The sequence below is a fragment of the Streptomyces sp. NPDC007088 genome (assembly GCF_042869355.1).
Taxonomy (GTDB): domain Bacteria; phylum Actinomycetota; class Actinomycetes; order Streptomycetales; family Streptomycetaceae; genus Streptomyces.
On the sequence record NZ_JBIAFO010000013.1, the window covers coordinates 146980 to 164089 of the forward strand.

The 17110-nt window shown below is 73.4% G+C and carries 17 protein-coding genes; 8 read left to right on the forward strand and 9 right to left on the reverse strand.

Annotated features, from left to right (window positions below):
• Position 1 precedes the first annotated feature (1 nt).
• Both leuE and ACFYMP_RS21710 read right to left on the reverse strand, forming a co-directional pair.
• On the reverse strand, positions 2-652 hold the full coding sequence (gene leuE / locus ACFYMP_RS21705; RefSeq protein WP_388859990.1) for a leucine efflux protein LeuE: 651 nt from the start codon (positions 650-652) through the stop codon (positions 2-4).
• A gap of 131 nt (positions 653-783) precedes the next feature.
• On the reverse strand, positions 784-2364 hold the full coding sequence (locus ACFYMP_RS21710) for a methylmalonyl-CoA mutase (protein ID WP_388859993.1): 1581 nt from the start codon (positions 2362-2364) through the stop codon (positions 784-786).
• 264 nt (positions 2365-2628) lie between these two features.
• Between ACFYMP_RS21710 and ACFYMP_RS21715 the strand changes: the two genes are divergently transcribed.
• Complete coding sequence (locus ACFYMP_RS21715; RefSeq protein ID WP_388859996.1) at positions 2629-3579, forward strand: peptidoglycan-binding protein; 951 nt, start codon at positions 2629-2631, stop codon at positions 3577-3579.
• Positions 3580-3669: 90 nt separating this feature from the next.
• On the opposite strand, the gene ACFYMP_RS21720 is transcribed toward ACFYMP_RS21715, so the two are convergent.
• Positions 3670-4518, reverse strand: a complete 849-nt coding sequence (locus ACFYMP_RS21720) for a calcium-binding protein (RefSeq protein WP_388859999.1) — start codon at positions 4516-4518, stop codon at positions 3670-3672.
• Between the two features lie 506 nt (positions 4519-5024).
• On the opposite strand from ACFYMP_RS21720, the gene ACFYMP_RS21725 reads away from it, so the two are divergent.
• Positions 5025-5381 carry a YciI family protein gene (locus ACFYMP_RS21725; RefSeq protein ID WP_388860002.1) on the forward strand — a complete coding sequence of 119 codons (357 nt, stop codon included), beginning with the start codon at positions 5025-5027 and terminating at the stop codon, positions 5379-5381.
• Here ACFYMP_RS21725 and ACFYMP_RS21730 read toward each other — a convergent pair.
• The 4 genes from ACFYMP_RS21730 to ACFYMP_RS21745 all read right to left on the reverse strand — a co-directional run bounded on the left by ACFYMP_RS21730 (position 5378) and on the right by ACFYMP_RS21745 (position 9948).
• The gene (locus tag ACFYMP_RS21730) at positions 5378-6643 is read right to left on the reverse strand and encodes a hypothetical protein (protein ID WP_388860005.1); all 1266 of its coding nucleotides are present in this window, start codon (positions 6641-6643) and stop codon (positions 5378-5380) included. The genes ACFYMP_RS21725 and ACFYMP_RS21730 overlap by 4 nt on opposite strands.
• A complete protein-coding gene (locus ACFYMP_RS21735; RefSeq protein ID WP_388860008.1) occupies positions 6643-7314 on the reverse strand; it encodes an RNA polymerase sigma factor in 672 nt (223 codons plus the stop codon). Before ACFYMP_RS21735 ends, ACFYMP_RS21730 begins: the two co-directional genes overlap by 1 nt.
• A 372-nt stretch (positions 7315-7686) precedes the next feature.
• Complete coding sequence (locus ACFYMP_RS21740; RefSeq protein WP_388860011.1) at positions 7687-8211, reverse strand: hypothetical protein; 525 nt, start codon at positions 8209-8211, stop codon at positions 7687-7689.
• 99 nt (positions 8212-8310) lie between these two features.
• On the reverse strand, positions 8311-9948 hold the full coding sequence (locus tag ACFYMP_RS21745; RefSeq protein WP_388860014.1) for a glycoside hydrolase family 20 protein: 1638 nt from the start codon (positions 9946-9948) through the stop codon (positions 8311-8313).
• Positions 9949-10524: 576 nt separating this feature from the next.
• Between ACFYMP_RS21745 and sdhC the strand changes: the two genes are divergently transcribed.
• The 5 genes from sdhC (at position 10525) to ACFYMP_RS21770 (ending at position 14612) form a co-directional block, all read left to right on the forward strand.
• Positions 10525-10905: a succinate dehydrogenase, cytochrome b556 subunit gene (gene sdhC / locus ACFYMP_RS21750; protein ID WP_363149007.1), complete on the forward strand. Its 381-nt coding sequence runs from the start codon at positions 10525-10527 to the stop codon at positions 10903-10905.
• 4 nt (positions 10906-10909) lie between these two features.
• Positions 10910-11398 carry a succinate dehydrogenase hydrophobic membrane anchor subunit gene (locus ACFYMP_RS21755; RefSeq protein WP_388860017.1) on the forward strand — a complete coding sequence of 163 codons (489 nt, stop codon included), beginning with the start codon at positions 10910-10912 and terminating at the stop codon, positions 11396-11398.
• Positions 11399-11423: 25 nt separating this feature from the next.
• The gene (gene sdhA, locus ACFYMP_RS21760) at positions 11424-13178 is read left to right on the forward strand and encodes a succinate dehydrogenase flavoprotein subunit (RefSeq protein WP_388860169.1); all 1755 of its coding nucleotides are present in this window, start codon (positions 11424-11426) and stop codon (positions 13176-13178) included.
• Entirely contained in the window at positions 13178-13939 is a 762-nt protein-coding gene (locus tag ACFYMP_RS21765; RefSeq protein WP_388860020.1) for a succinate dehydrogenase iron-sulfur subunit, read from the forward strand. Before sdhA ends, ACFYMP_RS21765 begins: the two co-directional genes overlap by 1 nt.
• 130 nt (positions 13940-14069) lie before the next feature.
• Positions 14070-14612: a hypothetical protein gene (locus ACFYMP_RS21770; RefSeq protein WP_388860023.1), complete on the forward strand. Its 543-nt coding sequence runs from the start codon at positions 14070-14072 to the stop codon at positions 14610-14612.
• A gap of 31 nt (positions 14613-14643) precedes the next feature.
• On the opposite strand, the gene ACFYMP_RS21775 is transcribed toward ACFYMP_RS21770, so the two are convergent.
• Positions 14644-15183: a MarR family winged helix-turn-helix transcriptional regulator gene (locus ACFYMP_RS21775; RefSeq protein WP_388860026.1), complete on the reverse strand. Its 540-nt coding sequence runs from the start codon at positions 15181-15183 to the stop codon at positions 14644-14646.
• A gap of 151 nt (positions 15184-15334) precedes the next feature.
• A complete protein-coding gene (locus tag ACFYMP_RS21780; RefSeq protein ID WP_388860029.1) occupies positions 15335-16375 on the reverse strand; it encodes an NAD(P)/FAD-dependent oxidoreductase in 1041 nt (346 codons plus the stop codon).
• Between the two features lie 91 nt (positions 16376-16466).
• Here ACFYMP_RS21780 and ACFYMP_RS21785 point away from each other — a divergent pair, with 91 nt between their 5' ends.
• The gene (locus ACFYMP_RS21785) at positions 16467-17048 is read left to right on the forward strand and encodes a helix-turn-helix domain-containing protein (RefSeq protein ID WP_388860032.1); all 582 of its coding nucleotides are present in this window, start codon (positions 16467-16469) and stop codon (positions 17046-17048) included.
• The last annotated feature ends 62 nt before the right edge of the window (positions 17049-17110 follow it).

Here is a 17110-nt window from a genome sequence, read left to right on the forward strand (position 1 = left end):
TTCAGACGCTGCTGAGTGAGAGCTTCACCGCGAAGCCGAGGAACAGCGCCCCGGCCGCCGAGGTCGCCGTCGCCGCGAGCCGCTTGCGGCGGCGGAAGGCCCCGGCCAGCCGGGTCCCGGCGAAGATCAGGGTGCTCAGGTACAGGAAGCTCGCGAGCTGCGCGAAGAAGCCGAGGACCACGAAGGAGAGCGCCGGGTGGGCGTAGGACGGGTCCACGAACTGCACGAAGAAGGCGATGAAGAACAGGATGGCCTTCGGGTTGAACAGGCTGATCACGAGGGCCCGGCGGAAGGGGCGCTCCTCCTCGGCCGTCTCGCTCCCCTCGCGCGCCGCCGCCCGCTCCTTGCGGGTGCGCCACAGCGTGAGCGCCGAGCGGATCATGCCGTAGGCGAGCCAGCTCAGGTAGCCGGCGCCCGCGTACTTCACGATCGAGAACAGCAGGTCGTTGGCCTGGAGCAGCGAGGCGACCCCGGCCGCCGAGAGCGTCATCAGGGCCGTGTCCCCGCAGAACACCCCCGCCGCCGCCTTGTACCCGGTGCGTACGCCGCGCCGGGCGCCCACCGAGAGGACGTACAGGGAGTTGGGGCCGGGCAGCAGGACGATGAGTGCGACACCCGCGAGGTAGGTGGGGAGGTCTATGACGCCGAACATGGGCCGAGTGTCGCACGCGGCGGGCCCGGTTCTCAGGTGGTGTCCGCAGTTCGGTCCGGGAGGGCAGGAGAGGACCGGGGAGGACCGGGGAGGGCCGGGGAGGGCCGGGCACCGCCAGAACCCCGGGCCCCTCAGAACACGTCACTCGGCACGTAGGTGCCCCACACCTCGCGCAGCGCGTTGCACACCTCGCCGACGGTGGCGCGGGCGGCGAGCGCCTCCTTCATCGGGTAGAGGACGTTGTCGGTGCCCTCGGCGGCCTTGCGCAGCGCGTCCAGGGCCGCGTCCACGGCGGGCTGGTCGCGTTCGGCGCGCAGCCGGGCGAGGCGGGCGGCCTGCTGGGCCTCGATCGCCGGGTCGACCCGCAGCGGTTCGTACGGCTCCTCCGCGTCGAGCTGGTAGCGGTTGACGCCGACCACGACGCGCTCCCCGGAGTCCGTCTCCTGGGCGATGCGGTAGGCGCTGCGCTCGATCTCGTTCTTCTGGAAACCGTGCTCGATCGCGTTGACCGCTCCGCCCAGCTCCTCGACCCTGTCCATGAGGGCGAGGGCGGCCGCCTCGACCTCGTCGGTCAGCTTCTCGACCACGTAGGAACCGGCGAAGGGGTCGACCGTGGCCGTCACGTCGGTCTCGTAGGCGAGGACCTGCTGGGTGCGCAGGGCCAGGCGCGCGGACTTGTCGGTGGGCAGCGCGATGGCCTCGTCGAAGGAGTTGGTGTGCAGCGACTGGGTCCCGCCGAGCACCGCGGCGAGGCCCTGGACGGCGACCCGGACGAGGTTGACCTCCGGCTGCTGCGCGGTCAGCTGCACCCCGGCGGTCTGCGTGTGGAAGCGCAGCATGAGCGACTTGGGGTTCTTCGCGCCGAACTCCTCGCGCATGACCCGGGCCCAGATCCTGCGCGCGGCACGGAACTTGGCGACCTCCTCCAGGATCGTCGTACGGGACACGAAGAAGAAGGACAGGCGCGGCGCGAAGTCGTCCACGTCCATGCCGGCGGCGACCGCCGTACGCACGTACTCGATGCCGTCGGCGAGGGTGAAGGCGATCTCCTGCGCGGGCGTGGCCCCGGCCTCCGCCATGTGGTAGCCGGAGATCGAGATGGTGTTCCACTTCGGGATCTCGGCCCGGCAGTACTTGAAGATGTCCGCGATCAGGCGCAGCGAGGGCTTGGGCGGGAAGATGTACGTGCCGCGCGCGATGTACTCCTTCAGCACGTCGTTCTGGATCGTGCCGGTGAGCTTGTCGGCGCTCACGCCCTTTTCCTCGGCGACGAGTTGGTACAGGAGCAGGAGGAGCGCGGCGGGCGCGTTGATCGTCATGGACGTCGAGACCCGCTCCAGCGGGATGCCGCCGAACAGGACGCGCATGTCGTCCACCGAGTCGATCGCGACGCCGACCTTGCCGACCTCGCCGCTCGCGATGGGCGCGTCCGAGTCGTGGCCCATCTGGGTCGGCAGGTCGAAGGCGACGGACAGGCCCATCGTGCCGTTCGCGATGAGCTGCTTGTAGCGGGCGTTGGACTCGGTGGCGGTGCCGAAACCGGCGTACTGGCGCATGGTCCAGGGCCGGCCGGTGTACATCGTGGGGTAGACGCCGCGGGTGAAGGGGTAGGCGCCGGGCTCGCCCAGCTTCTCGGCGGGGTCCCAGCCGGCCAGGGCGTCCGGCCCGTACACCGGCTCGATGGGCAGACCGGACTCGGACTCGCGCGTCATTGCGTTGCCTCCCGCTCAACCACCGCCGCCACCCGGCGGCGGCGCTCACTGTTCGCCACGGACTGTAGTGGGGCGCGGGCCCTCTCGTGCAGGTCCCCACGCTGGGAGCTTGCTCACAGCGATACGGCACATTAGGGACGTTCAGGAGACGCGTGCGCGGGGCAGCCTTCCTCGTCGGCACGGCGGCCGGGGTGTACCGGCCGCGCCTCAGGACCGCGTGCGCCCGGGTCGCGGGCGCTCGGGCCGGCCCACGGAAGGGGACCCATGACGAGCAGTACGCGCTCCGGTGTGCGGCGCGGCGCGCTGGTGACCGGCCTCGTGACGGCGCTGGCCGTCACGGCGCTCGGGGGCTGCCGGCCCGGGGAGGGGGTGGCGGCGCCGGACCAGAAGGCCCCGTCAAGGATGTCCGCCGCGGTGCCGGGCGCCCGCTCCTCCCCCGCCCCGCGCTACACGCCGGCGCCCGCGCCGCTGTCCTCGCACACCTCCGCCGCCCCGGCCTCCCGGCCCGCGCGCGGCCCGTCCCGGCCGCCGTCCGCGCCGGTGCCGCCCCCGGCCCCGCCGCCCTCCTCCCCGGCGGCGCCGCCCGCCCCCGCCCTTCCCGCGTACGGTCAGCGGGGCGGCCAGGTACGGGAGTTGCAGGCGCGGCTGTGGACCCTCGGCCACTTCCGGCAGAAGCCGACCGGGTACTACGGGCAGGTGACGGCCGCCGCCGTCTCCGCCTTCCAGCGGGCCCGGGGCCTGCCGGTGACGGGGCGCGTGGACGCGACGGCCTGGCGGCGGCTGCGCGCCGTGTCGCGGCAGCCGGGCCGCGCGGAGCTGTACCCGGAGACGACGCTGCCGGTGACCGCGCCCGACGCGCGCTGCCGCGAGGGCCGGGTGCTGTGCGTGAGCAAGCGCAGCCGGACCCTCGCGTGGATGGTGGACGGCCGTACCCGCTCCGTCATGGACGTCCGGTTCGGCTCGGCCTACACGCCCACCAGGGACGGCGCGTTCACCGTGTACTGGAAGTCGCGGCACCACGTCTCGACGCTGTACGACTCGCCGATGCCGTACGCGATGTTCTTCAGCGGCGGCCAGGCCGTCCACTTCTCCTCGGACTTCGCGGCGCGCGGCTACTCGGGCGCCTCGCACGGCTGCGTCAACGTGCGCGACGAGAAGAAGATCGCCGCGCTCTTCGCCGCGGTCCGCACCGGGGACAAGGTCGTCGTGTACTGAGGCCGCCGGGAGGCCGCCGGGGCGTTCCGCGGAGAACGGGACGTCCCGGCGGCCCCGGGGGCGGTGCCTCGGCGGGGGCCGGCGCCCGCCTCAGTCCTGGTGCGGCACGTCGTGGCCCGGGCCGCCGTGGAGCCGGTCCGTTCCGGGGCCGCCCCACAGGACGTCGTCGCCGCCCTCGCCCCACAGCGTGTCGTTCCCCGCCCCGCCGTGGAGGCGGTCGGCGCCCTCGCCGCCGTGGAGGACGTCGGCGCCGCCCTTTCCGCGCAGTACGTCGTCGCCGTCGCCGCCGTGCAGGGTGTTCTCCTGGCCGGTGCCGGTCAGGGAGTCGTTCCCGGGCCCGCCGAAGCAGTCCTGGCCGCAGTGGGTGAGGACGTCGTCCCCCGGGCCGCCGTAGGAGCCGAAGCCGAAGGGGCCGCCGCCGCCGTCGAGCCGGTCGGCGCCCCTGCCGCCGTAGAGCATGGCGGACGCGGACGCCTTGAGCACGTCCTCGCCCGGTCCGCCGTCGACCCGGGCCCAGGCGTGGCTGCCCGGTGCGAGCGTCGCGGTGTCGCCCTGGTCGCCGAGGTCGACGGCGTAGTCGTCGGAGTCGTCGGAGTTCTGCGGGATCAGGACCGCGCAGCGTACGAGGGCGGGATCGTCCTGCGCGGGGTGGACGCACTCGTTCCAGGTCGCCGCGCCCGCCTCGACGGTGATGTCGTACCGGTCGCGGAAGGTGAGCACGTAGTACGACTCGAACTCGCCGCGCCGCTCCACCTCCTCGTCGACCGTCAGTTCGTTGCGCTGTCCCGGGGCGGCCCGGTAGCGCAGCTCTCCGTCCTCGTTGACGACGGTGGCGGCGGTGGTGGTCCCCGCGGCCTGGGCGGGCGGCGCCGCGAGGGCGCTCGCGCCGAGGGCGAGGCCCAGGGCGAGGGTGGTGGTGAGGGTCTGGTGGACGCGCATACGGAGGTGCCCCTTCGGAAGGTCGGTGCGCCGTGGTGCTCGTGGTCACCGAGTTGGACCAGGGGCCGCGCGCCCAAGTTGCCGGGCCGCTCGTGAACACCTGCCGGCCGGGCGGGGGCGCGGGCGCGGCGGGGCGGCGGAAAAGGGGCGGGTCCGCACAAAAGCGTCCGCTCAGTATGTGCGGGAGGCGCGGACGGGACCGGGGGAACGTGTCCCGCCCGCGCCGGGTGGCAACGAGCCGGAAGTACGGGGGGAACCCCGGCTCGTGCGTCAGCCGATGACCAGTCGGCTCACTTCATACTGCGCCGGGCGCGCGGAAAGTGTCACACCCCGGCGGGGCCTAGTTCTCCGCGCCGTCTTCCGGGTCCTCCCCGGCAGCCGCCGCGGGCCGTCCGGGAGAGGGGTTCCCCGGGATTCCCGGCGGCGGGGCGTCGATCGGCGGCCGGGCTCGTTCGTCGTAGGTACAGGCGGGCCGGAACCGGCCCCAGGACGACGGGACGTGTGAGATGGCGAAGTACCTGCTCCTCATCTACGGGGACGAGCGGATCTGGGAATCGATGTCCGAGCGGGAACAGAAGGAGGTCGAGGCGGGGCACGCCGCGTTCACCGCCGCCGCGGGTGACGCCGTCCTGGCCGGTCACGAGCTGCTCCCGACGACGACCGCGAGGACGCTGCGCGGCAACGCGAACGGCCGCCCCACACCGACCGACGGCCCCTTCATCGAGGCCAAGGAGGCACTGGGCGGCTACTACGTCGTGGAGGCCCCCGACCTGGACGCCGCCGTCGCCCTCGCCGCGCGACTGCCCGAGGTCGCGGTGGGACACAGCGGCGTCGAGATCCGGCCCGTCAACGAACCGGTCTAGGAGGCGGGATCGCCGGCGGGGGACGAGTGCGCCTCGGCGCCGGGAGCGGCGGAGGGGGTCACCTCCGGTCCAGGCTCCCCGCCCGGCCCCGCGGGGCCGGTCGGTGCGGCCGGCGTGGTCTCCGCGTCGGTGGCCCGCGGCGTCCCCGTCGCCCGGGGCGTGCGGGAGGCCGCGCCCCCGTACCCGTAGGTGGGCGGGGAGCCGGGCGCCGTCTCGGCGGCGGCCGGGGAGGTCGCGGGGGGCTCGGGGGCGGGAGCGCCGTCCCCCGGGGTCAGCGGGATCGGCGAACCCGGCGGCAGCAGGACGTTCCGCCAGGGGCCGGGCGGCAGTCCGAGCAGTTGGCGGCAGAACTCCGGTACGGCGGCGGCGCCGTGGGCCGCGCGGGCCAGCCGGCGCAGGGCGAGGACGTCGAGCGGACGGCCGCGCCGCTGGTCCTGGCAGGGCCGCAGGACGTCCGAGGTGTGCGGCCCCGTCCCGCTCCCGGTGCCGCCGCTACCGGCCGGGGAGGACCCGGCGGGGCTGTCCGGCGGCGGGGGCGGGGACGTCGACGGGGAGCGGGGCAGGGGGGAGGGCGAGGGCGGTGTGGACGGGGACTGCCGGCTCGGGGACGCGGTGGGCTCTCCGGAGGACAGGGTCTGGGGGGCCTGTCCGCTCCTTTCGTCCGCGCTCCCGGTCGGTGCCGGCGCGGTGGTGCCGTGCGGCAGCGGCGCCCGCTGGTCGACCGGCGAGGGGAACGGCGAGGTCAGCGCCCCCGCACCGGCCGCGACGGCGACGCCGCCGATCATGCCGATGCTCAGGACTCCGGCCGCCGCGAGCCGGGTGGACCGGGCCCAGGAGCCGGGCCCGAGCCCGCGCGCGCAGCCGCGCGGGCCGGTGCGGCGCGCCGGTGCGCCCACCGCGTCCGCGCCCACCGGGGCCGTGCCCGGCGCGTCCGTGCCCACCGGGGTCGTGCCCGGCGCGTCCACGCCCACCGCGTCCGTGCCCGCCGCGGCCGCGTCCGCCGTCCTCCGCGGGTGGGCGGCGCGGAACGCGGCGAGGAGCGGCTCGGGCGGCTCGGCGGAGTCGGTGTCCCCGGGGCGCGGGACGGTGACGGCGCGCAGGGCGGCCGTGAGGTGTTCGGCGTGGCGGCGGGCGGGGCCGGGCAGGGCGTCGAGCGGGAGTCCGGACAGCAGCGCGGCCCGTGCCTGACGCGCGGCGGCCGGGCGGGGCGGCTCGCCGGGGGTCCGTGCGGGCGCCGTGGGGGCGCTGTGCTCGTCGGACATCACACGTCTTTCTGCGTCGGCGGGGCGCCCGGCGTCACTCCCGCCGCGACCACCCGCGCGACCGGGCTCGTGGGGGCGGTGGAACGACGCTGCGCGGGGACGCCGGAGGGCCTGGACTCCGCGGCGGGGCCGAGGAGTTCGCCGAGGCGCTTGAGTCCGCGGTGGGCGGCGGTGCGCACCGCGCCGGGGCGTTTGCCGAGGGTCGCGGCGGCGCTCTTCGCGTCGAGGCCGACGACGACCCGCAGGACGACGGCCTCGGCCTGGTCCTGCGGGAGCTGGGCGATCAGGGCGAGGGTCTCGCCCGTGGCGAGCGCCTCGATGGCCTCCCCCGCCGTGTCCGACTCGCCGGGGCGCACGGTGAGTTCGGACTCGTCGCCGCCCACGGCGGGGCGCCGGCCGCGCATGCGGATGTGGTCCAGGGAGCGGTTGCGGGCTATGCGCGCGGCCCAGCCCCGGAAGCGGTCCGCGTCGCCGCTGAACCGGCCGAGGTCGCGGGCGATCTGGAGCCACGCCTCGGAGGCGACGTCCTCGGCGTCGGCCTCGCCGACGAGCGTGCGTATGTAGCCGAGCAGCCTCGGCTGCACGGACCGGTACACCGTGCGGAACGCGGCCTCGTCGCCGTCCTGCGCCGCGAGTACCGCGGCGGTCAGCTCCGCGTCGTCCCCCAGCACCCCTCAGCCTGCCCCCACTCGCGGATGAACGTCCGGGCCGTCGCAAGGCGACGGGGAACCGGACGCGTCGGGCCGTACGGCCCTCGGCTGCCGCGCCCGGTCCGTGGTGTCCGGGTGTTCCGGGTGGTCCGGTCCGGCGCGAATCAGCACGCTACGGCCTGAAACGGGTCTCCGTCCACGTGTTGCACGAAGCGCGACCGGTGGGTGACGCAGCGCGGTGTGACGGAAACCGCAGCGTCGGCGCTGAAGGGAGTACGGGTCGCGAAGCGGCCCGTGCCGTGCGGCGGCCGGGGTCTCTCCTGTGGGGGGTGGCGACTCCGGCCGTTCGCCTTTCCGTGGCCCGGCACCGTACGCGGACCCGGGGGCGGCCCCTCATATCGGCAGCACCCCCAGCCGGTCCAGGAAGCGGAAGAAGGAGTGTTCCGCCGAGGTCTCGGGCGCGTGGGTGAGCAGGGCGAGCAGCCGGCCGGTCTCGGCGTGGGCGCCCGCCTCGGCGGCCCAGCGCACCGCGTGGGCGGCGGCCTCCCCGGCGGGCGGGAAGTAGTCGTCGACGGTGAGGCCGCCGCAGTCCTGCGGGCGCAGGTAGCGGGCGAGCGCCTCACGGCCCAGGCAGGCCGTCCAGGCGCCCGCCACCGGTGAGGCGCCCTCGACGACGACGCAGGCGCTGTCCATGACGTAGCCGAAGAGGGCGGGCTGCCCGCTCTCCCGGGCGAGCCGGTTCATCGAGCCCATGCCGGGCTGTTCGGCGGCGGCCGGGTCGGTCGCGTACTCCCACACCTGCCAGCCGTCGGGCCGCAGGTCGAGCGGCTGGAGCACCGCGCGTACGGGGCCGAGCGTGGCCAGTTCCCCGAGCGGGCGCTCGCTCCGCGCGACGACGTAGTAGCCCCAGTACCCCATGCGTGCTCCCCGTGGTGTGCGCCCGTGCGTGCGGCGACTTCAGCACAAGCATCCGGGCGGGCGCCACCACGGGGGAAGGGGGAGGCGGCGGCCGGTGCGTCAGCCCACGGCCTTGGACAGTTCGGTGAACTGGGTCCAGGTGAGGTCCGGCTTCTTCGCGGGCCAGAGTTTCTCGATGAAGGCGCGCAACGGCATCCGGATGCCGTCGGCGACCTGCTGCTCGGTCTGCGCCTGGGGCAGGTCGCCCCACACGGCGAAGGTGCCGCCGAGGATCTGGTCGTCGTACTTGGCGGGGACCGGGGTGGTGCCGCGGACGACGAGCGGGGTCCACTGCTCGTAGATGCGCTGCCCGGTCGGGTAGCGGAAGGTGTTGGGCTGCCCGAGCACGTAGTAGAGGTACTCGTCGTTGTAGTTGACGAGCTTGCGGCCGGAGGCGAGGTACTCGGTGGGCTGCCGGGCGCCGATCTCCTTGCCGGTCCAGTAGAGGACCTGGACGTCCTTGTCGGCCTCGGTTTGCCCGCCGCTGAAGAACCCGTCGTTCCACGCCTTGAGGGTGCGGCCCTTGCGGGCGTCGCGGACGGTCCTGGCGCGCGCGTTGAGCCAGTCGGTGGCGAGGTCCTGGACGCGGCCGCGCGCGCCGTGCTTCTGGCGGGCGAGCGCGGCGAGCTTCGGGAAGGAGGCTTCGGGGTCGCTGCGCACGAGGGCCTGGTACTCGTCGGCGCCGAGGTTCCAGTAGGGGCCGGGGAACAGCGGCGCGTACTCCTTGAGCAGATCGTCGACGATCTTGCCGGCCTTGGCGTCGGAGACGTCCACGGCCCCGGTCACGGCCCGGCCCCGGACGTCGCGCAACTGGAGGTCGGGGTGGGCCTTGATGACGGCGCCGAGGTGTCCGGGCGAGTCGATCTCGGGGACGACGGCGATGTGCCGGGACTCGGCGAGCGTCACGAGCGACCGGATCTGGTCCTTCGTGAAGTGGTCCTTGGAGACGATCTCGGGGTGCGAGGAGGACTCGACGCGGAAGGCCTGGTCGTCGGAGAAGTGCAGGCCGAGCTGGTTGTACTTGAGGTCGCCCAGCTCCCGCACCCGGTCCTTGATCCAGTCCAGGCCGTAGGTCTTGCGCGCGATGTCGAGGGCGAAGCCGCGCTGCGGTTTGGCGGGCGCGTCGCGTACGACGCCCTCGGGGGCCTTCTTGTCGGCGTGCACGGTCTGCTTGAGGGTGCGGGTGCCGTAGAAGACCCCGGCCTGCGCGGGCCCGCTGATCCGGACCTGCCCGTCGCGCACCCGCAGGGTGTAGGACTCCTCGCCGCCCTTGGCCCCGGTGTCGAGGACGAGGGAGACGTCGCCGCGCCGGGGCTTCTTCTTCTGGCCGCCGTAGGACAGTTTCAGCTCGGAGGCCAGCAGTCTGCCCTCGTCGGCGAGGCCCGCGTCGGACACGAGGACCCGGCCGCCCTTCCCCGGGGTCCAGCCCGGCCCGCGCGCGGCCTGGTGTTCGCGCACGGTGGGCAGGGCGCGGGGCGCCCGGGAGACGGGGAAGGCGGAGGCGGGGGTCGCGGGCTCACCCGGGCTCGCGCTGTCGCGGCGCTCCGTGTGCTCGTCGGAGCCGCCGCCGCCCGGCCAGACGGTGAACCCGATGACCAGGGCGGCCGCGACGACGACCGCGCCGCCGGTCGCTGCGAGGGCGCGTCTGCGGCGCCGGCCACCGTGCTCGGCGGGGTCCTGACGGCGGTGGTTCGCCACGTTCTGTCCTCTGTCCGGCGGATGTCTGGCGGAATCTTCTGACCGATGTCTTCTGACGGATGCCTTCTGGCGGATGTCTTCTGGCGGATGCCTTCTGGCGGATGCCTGTCGTGCTCCTGTGTCCCGCTGCCCGTCCCGTCCGGCGTCACACTCCGGCCGGGGGGCGGTCCGGGCCCGGGTCTCCCGCGCGCGGGATGTCCGGTTCCTGCCACCTCAGCCGATACGGCGTCACGCCGCATCCGCTGTTCCCCGTTCGGATGACGTACGGCGACCGTACGGGCGTACGAGCCGCGCGGGGGCGGGCCCGGCGGCCTCCCGCGGGGCGGCGGCCCGGGGCGGCCGGCGCCCGCGGACGAACGCCGAGGTGACAGGCGTTCAGGGGGACCGCCGGGGGACGTGTGCCCCGCTCATTAGGCCGTACGTGCCAGTTTGATCACACCGGCGGCCCCCGTGTGAGCGGCGGCCGGTCGCGTGACTACGATGGCCGGGGCCGGTGGACCGTACCCGGCCGGGCCAGACCGTCGACAGGACATGGATCGCGGCAGGCTCCAAATCCTTTTCCCGGAGGGTTCTTCCGTGCCGGCTGGAACGCTGTACCGCGGCCGGGAAGGAATGTGGTCCTGGGTGGCTCACCGAGTCACCGGCGTCCTCATTTTCTTCTTCCTGTTCGTCCACGTGCTGGACACCTCGCTCGTCCGCGTCTCCCCCGAGGCGTACGACGACGTGGTCTCCACTTACAAGACTCCGGTCGTCGCGCTGCTGGAGTACGGCCTCGTCGCCGCGATCCTCTTCCACGCGCTCAACGGCCTGCGCATCATCGCCGTCGACTTCTGGTCCCAGGGCCCGCGCCACCAGAAGAAGATGTTCTGGACGGCGACGGTGATCTGGGTCGTGCTGATGCTCGGTTCGCTCTACTCCGTCCTCGGCCACGCCGTACGTCAACTGTTCGGGAGCTGACGCGATGTCCACCGAGACCTCATCCGCGACCGCCTCGGGCGTCGGGCCCGTCGAGGGCGCCTCGCTCTACGACGTCGACCACCCGGCCCCGGTCATCGAGCCGCCCCGGCAGCGCACCAGGAAGACGAAGAAGGCGCCGCAGCGCAACATCGAGCTGGCCGCGTGGCTGTTCATGCGGCTGTCCGGCATCGTCCTGGTCGTGCTGGTCCTCGGCCACCTGCTGATCCAGCTCTTCCTGGACGGCGGCGTCAGCAAGATCGGCTTCGCCTTCGTGGCGGGCCGCTGGGCCTCGCCGTTCTGGCAGGGGTGGGACCTGCTGATGCTGTGGCTGGCGATGCTGCACGGCGCGAACGGCCTGCGCACCATCGTCAACGACTACGCGGAGCGCCCCGCGACCCGTATGTGGCTCAAGGGCCTGCTGTGGGCGGCCACCGTGTTCACCATCCTGCTGGGCACGCTGGTGATCTTCACCTTCGACCCGAACATCCGTTAGAGCCGGGGCTACGAGACTCATGAAGCTGAAGATCCACAAGTACGACACCGTCATCGTCGGCGCCGGCGGCGCCGGGATGCGCGCCGCCATCGAGGCGACGAAGCGCAGCCGCACCGCCGTGCTCACCAAGCTGTACCCCACGCGTTCGCACACCGGCGCGGCGCAGGGCGGCATGGCCGCCGCCCTGGCCAACGTCGAGGAGGACAACTGGGAGTGGCACACCTTCGACACGATCAAGGGCGGTGACTATCTGGTCGACCAGGACGCCGCCGAGATCCTGGCGAAGGAGGCCATCGACTCGGTCCTCGACCTGGAGAAGATGGGCCTGCCGTTCAACCGCACCCCGGACGGCACGATCGACCAGCGCCGCTTCGGCGGGCACAGCCGCAACCACGGCGAGGCCCCGGTGCGCCGCTCGTGCTACGCGGCGGACCGCACGGGCCACATGATCCTCCAGACGCTGTACCAGAACTGCGTCAAGGAGGGCGTGGAGTTCTTCAACGAGTTCTACGTCCTCGACCAGCTCATCACCGAGGTCGACGGGGTCAAGCACTCCGCCGGCGTGGTGGCCTACGAGCTGGCGACCGGCGAGATCCACGTCTTCCACGCGAAGTCCGTGATCTACGCCTCGGGCGGCACCGGCAAGTTCTTCAAGGTGACCTCGAACGCGCACACCCTGACCGGTGACGGCCAGGCGGCCTGCTGGCGCCGGGGCCTGCCGCTGGAGGACATGGAGTTCTTCCAGTTCCACCCGACGGGCATCTGGCGCATGGGCATCCTGCTCACCGAGGGCGCGCGCGGCGAGGGCGGCATCCTGCGCAACAAGGACGGTGAGCGCTTCATGGAGAAGTACGCGCCCGTCATGAAGGACCTGGCCTCGCGTGACGTCGTCTCGCGCTCCATCTACACGGAGATCCGCGAGGGCCGCGGCTGCGGTCCCGAGGGCGACCACGTCTACCTCGACCTCACGCACCTGCCGCCGGAGCAGCTCGACGCGAAGCTCCCGGACATCACCGAGTTCGCGCGCACCTACCTCGGCATCGAGCCGTACACGGACCCGATCCCGATCCAGCCGACCGCGCACTACGCGATGGGCGGTATCCCGACCAACGTGCAGGGCGAGGTCCTCGCGGACAACACGACGGTGGTCCCGGGCCTGTACGCGGCCGGCGAGGTCGCCTGCGTGTCCGTGCACGGGGCGAACCGGCTGGGCACCAACTCGCTGCTGGACATCAACGTGTTCGGCAAGCGTTCGGGCATCGCCGCCGCCGACTACGCGCAGAGCACCGACTTCGTGCCGCTGCCCCCGGACCCGGAGGCGCAGGTCCTCGCGCAGGTCGAGCGGCTGCGCAACGGCACGGGCGAGGAGCGCGTCGCGGTGCTGCGCAACGAGTTGCAGGAGTGCATGGACGCCAACGTCATGGTGTTCCGCACCGAGCAGACCATCAAGACGGCCGTCGACAAGATCGCCGAGCTGCGCGCCCGCTACCTCAACGTGTCGATCCAGGACAAGGGCAAGCGGTTCAACACGGACCTGCTGGAGGCCATCGAGCTGGGCAACCTGCTCGACCTGGCGGAGGTCATGGCCACCTCGGCGCTGGCCCGCAAGGAGTCGCGCGGCGGTCACTACCGCGAGGACTTCCCGAGCCGCGACGACGTCAACTTCATGCGCCACACGATGGCGTACCGCGAGGTCGGCGCCGACGGCAGCGAGTCGATCCGGCTCGACTACAAGCCGGTCGTGCAGACCCGCTACCAGCCGATGGAGCGTAAGTACTGATGACTACCGCGATCATGGACAAGGTCGAGACGGCGGGCGGCGCCTCCGACCACCTCATCACGGTCACCGTCCGCGTCCGCCGGTTCAACCCGGAGGTCTCGGCCGACGTCACGTGGCAGGACTTCCAGCTGGAGATGGACCCGAAGGAACGGGTCCTGGACGCCCTGCACAAGATCAAGTGGGAGCTGGACGGTTCGCTGACCTTCCGCCGTTCCTGCGCCCACGGCATCTGCGGTTCCGACGCGATGCGCATCAACGGCAAGAACCGGCTGGCGTGCAAGACGCTGCTGAAGGACATCAACCCCGAGAAGCCCATCACGGTCGAGCCCATCAAGGGTCTCGCGGTCCTCAAGGACCTCGTGGTGGACATGGAGCCGTTCTTCCAGGCGTACAGGGACGTGATGCCCTTCCTCGTCACGACCGGCAACGAGCCGACCCGCGAGCGGTTGCAGTCCGCTGAGGACCGCGCCCGGTTCGACGACACCACCAAGTGCATCCTGTGCGCCGCGTGCACGTCCTCGTGCCCGGTGTTCTGGAACGACGGGCAGTACTTCGGCCCGGCGGCGATCGTGGGCGCGCACCGCTTCATCTTCGACTCGCGCGACGAGGGCGGCCAGCAGCGGCTGGAGATCCTCAACGACAAGGACGGCGTGTGGCGTTGCCGTACGACGTTCAACTGCACGGAGGCCTGCCCGCGCGGTATCGAGGTGACGAAGGCGATCCAGGAGGTCAAGCGGGCGCTCATCACGCGCCGCTACTGACCGCCTCGCGAGCGCCGCGGCCCCCCGCTCCGTAACAGCCCGTCGACGGGCGTGCGGGTGGGGGGCCGCGGCGCTTTCGCGTGTGTCACCATCGTCCACGCAGCAGGTCGCGACACAGCGGGGGGACAGGATGAGCGAGCAGAACCCGTACGCCTCGGGGTACGAGGGGGAGAACGGCCCAGGTGAGGGCAAGGGCTACACGTGGGGTCCGGGCGCGCCGGGTTACGGCTACCCGCAGCCGCCGCAGCCCGCCTACGGCTATCCCCAGGACGCCCCGCCGCCCGGTTTCGGCGCGCCGGGGGCGTACCCGGTCCCGGTGGCGGGGGCGACGCCGCTCGTCACGATCGGGGACGTCGTCGTGACGCAGAACGGCATCCTGACGCCGGTCGGGACGCTCCCGCTCCAGGGCGCGGTGTGGACGGTGACGGACTTGTCGCGCACCGAGGAGAAGATGGCGCAGACCGGGATCGTGCTCGGCATCATCCTCGGGGTGCTGCTGTGCGGGCTCGGCCTGCTGTTCCTCCTCATGAAGGAGAAGAAGACCACGGGCTTCGTGCAGGTCACGGTGAGCAGCGGCGGCCGTCACCACGTGACGATGGTGCCGGCGAACAGCCCGGAGACCTTCCACATCGTCATGGGCCAGGTCAACTACGCCCGGGGGCTGAGCGTCTGAGGCGGGGCGCCCCGCTCGCGGCGTGGGCGTCTCAGCGCGCGGGGGTCCGCTCGGCGGCGCTCAGCACGTGCCGCAACAGGTCGCTGAGGACCCGGCGTTCGGGTGCGGCGAGGACGCCGAAGACACGGTCCTCCTCGTGGCCCTGTACGTCCAGGGCGCCGCGCCACGCGGCCCTGCCCTGCTCGGTGAGGTGGACGGCGACCCGGCGCCGGTCGTCGGCGGAGGGGACGCGGCGTACGTAGCCGCGCTGTTCGAGGGCGTCGAGCCGCCCCGTGACGGAGGCGGGGGCCAGGTTGAGGTCGCCCGCGAGTTCCTTGGGGGTGGCCAGCCCCTGCCGTCCGGCCAGGGTGAAGAGGGTGTCGAACTCGTGCCGGGCGAGCCCCGAGTCCGCGAGTGAGCGTTCCTTGACCCGGTTGAGGTGGGAGAGGATCTTCGCCATCCGCGTGACGGCGCCCTCCGTGTCGCGGTCCAGTCCCGGCATGAGCGGCAGCCACCGGTCCACGTGGTCGTCGACCGAGTCCCGGACGGCGGGCGTGCTGGACTCTGCGGCTACGGGCCGGACTTCTTCCATGGAGGCACCCTACGCGGCCCGCGCCCGGCGCTTTCCCGGGAACCCCGGCTCACAGCTTCGTGGGCGGACTGTCCGCGCACGGCACGGGGAACGGCGCGGCGGCGGTCCCGGCGCCGCCCGGACCGCCGCCCCCTGACGCCGCCCCCGTACGTCACCGCGCGGCGGCGAGGGCCGCCTCCGTGTCCGCGCGGGCCAGGTCGGCGTTCATGTGGGCACCGGCCAGGGCCCCGGCGGCGGCCGAGGCGCCGACCTGGGCGTTCGGGTCGGTGGCGTTGCCGGCCACCCATACGCCCGGCACCTCGGTGACCCCGGCCGTGCCGGAGGTGAGGCGGCGGCCCGTCATCCCGCCCGGCAGGTCCTCCGTCGGCAGCCGCAGGCCGTCCAGCCCTTCGGTACGGGCCCACAGGGCGCTCGCGACGGCGAGGACGCGGCGCGGGACGGCCTGGCCGTCGGACAGCCGTACGCCGGTGATCCCCCCGCCGTCCGACTCGACGGCCGCGACCGGAGTGTCGACGACGCGGATGCCGCGGGCCGCGAAGCGCGCGCGGGCCTCCTGGTCCAGTTCGGTGGTGTGCGTGAAGTAGACGAGGTCGTCGGTCAGTTGGCGGAACAGCAGCGCGTGGTGGAGGGAGGCGGGGCCGGTCGCCAGGACGCCGAGGGGTTCCCCGCGCACTTCCCAGCCGTGGCAGTAGGGGCAGTGCACGACGCCGTGCCCCCAGTGCTCGGCGAGCCCGGGGACGTCCGGCAGGACGTCGCGCAGACCGGTCGCGACCAGGAGGCGGCGGGCGCGCAGGGTGCCGCCGCCGGTCAGCGTGACGGTGAAGCGGGGGTCCCCCTCGGCGGACGGCGCGGCGGGGGCGGCGGCGGTCACCTCGCCGGTCACCACGCGCCCGCCGTAGTGGCGCACCTCCGCCCGGCCCCGGGCCAGCAGTTCGGCGGGCGGGACCCCGTCCAGGCCGAGCAGTCCGCGCACGCCCTCGGCGGGCGCGTTGCGGGGTGTACGGGCGTCGATCACCACGACCGAGCGGCGGGAGCGGGCGAGCATCAGCGCGCCGTTCAGCCCGGCGGCGCCGCCGCCGATCACGACGGCGTCGACGGTCCCGCCGGGCAGCGCGTCGGAGGCGTCCCCGACGGGTTCGGCGGCGTGCACGGGTGCGTGGGAGACGGCAGGCGTGGCGGGTGTCGCGGTCATGGCGGGGCCTTTCCTCGGGTGGGCGGCCCCCGGTCCGGGGGCGCACCTCGACCGTAGGCACCACTTGCCGTGAAGGCATACGATATTGCCTATGACGCAAGACGATGGCGAGCTGGACAGCCTGGTACGCAAACGCATCCGTGCCCTGCGGGTGGCGCAGGGCTGGTCGCTGGACGAGCTGGCGACCCGGGCCCGGATGAGTCAGTCCTCCCTGAGCCGGATCGAGAACGGTCAGCGGCGTCTGGCCCTGGACCAGCTCGTCGTCCTGGCCCGCGCCCTGGACACGTCACTGGACCAGCTCGTCGAGACCGCGAGCGACGACGTGATCTCCAGCCCGGTGATCGACGGGAACCACGGGGTGCTGCGCTGGCCCGTGAGGGCGGACCCGGGCATGACCGTCATCCGTCAGCGGCTGACCGGCCCGCCGCCGGACAGCCCCTCGCGGCTGCGCGCCCACCCGGGGCACGAGTGGCTGGTCGTGCTCTCCGGGACCGCCGTCCTGCTGCTGGGCAACCGCCGGTTCCGCGTGGAGACCAACCAGGCGGCCGAGTTCCCGACCATGCTCCCGCACGCGATCGGCGCCGAGGGCGGTCCGTGCGAGCTGCTCGGCATCTTCGACCGCGACGCCCGGCGCGGCCACCAGAACGCCGGGCCCGCCGCGCCGGAGGACTGACGGTCGCGGGAGGCGGGAGGGGGCCGGGCGGCGGGCGCGCTCATGCGCGTCCGGCAGCGGGC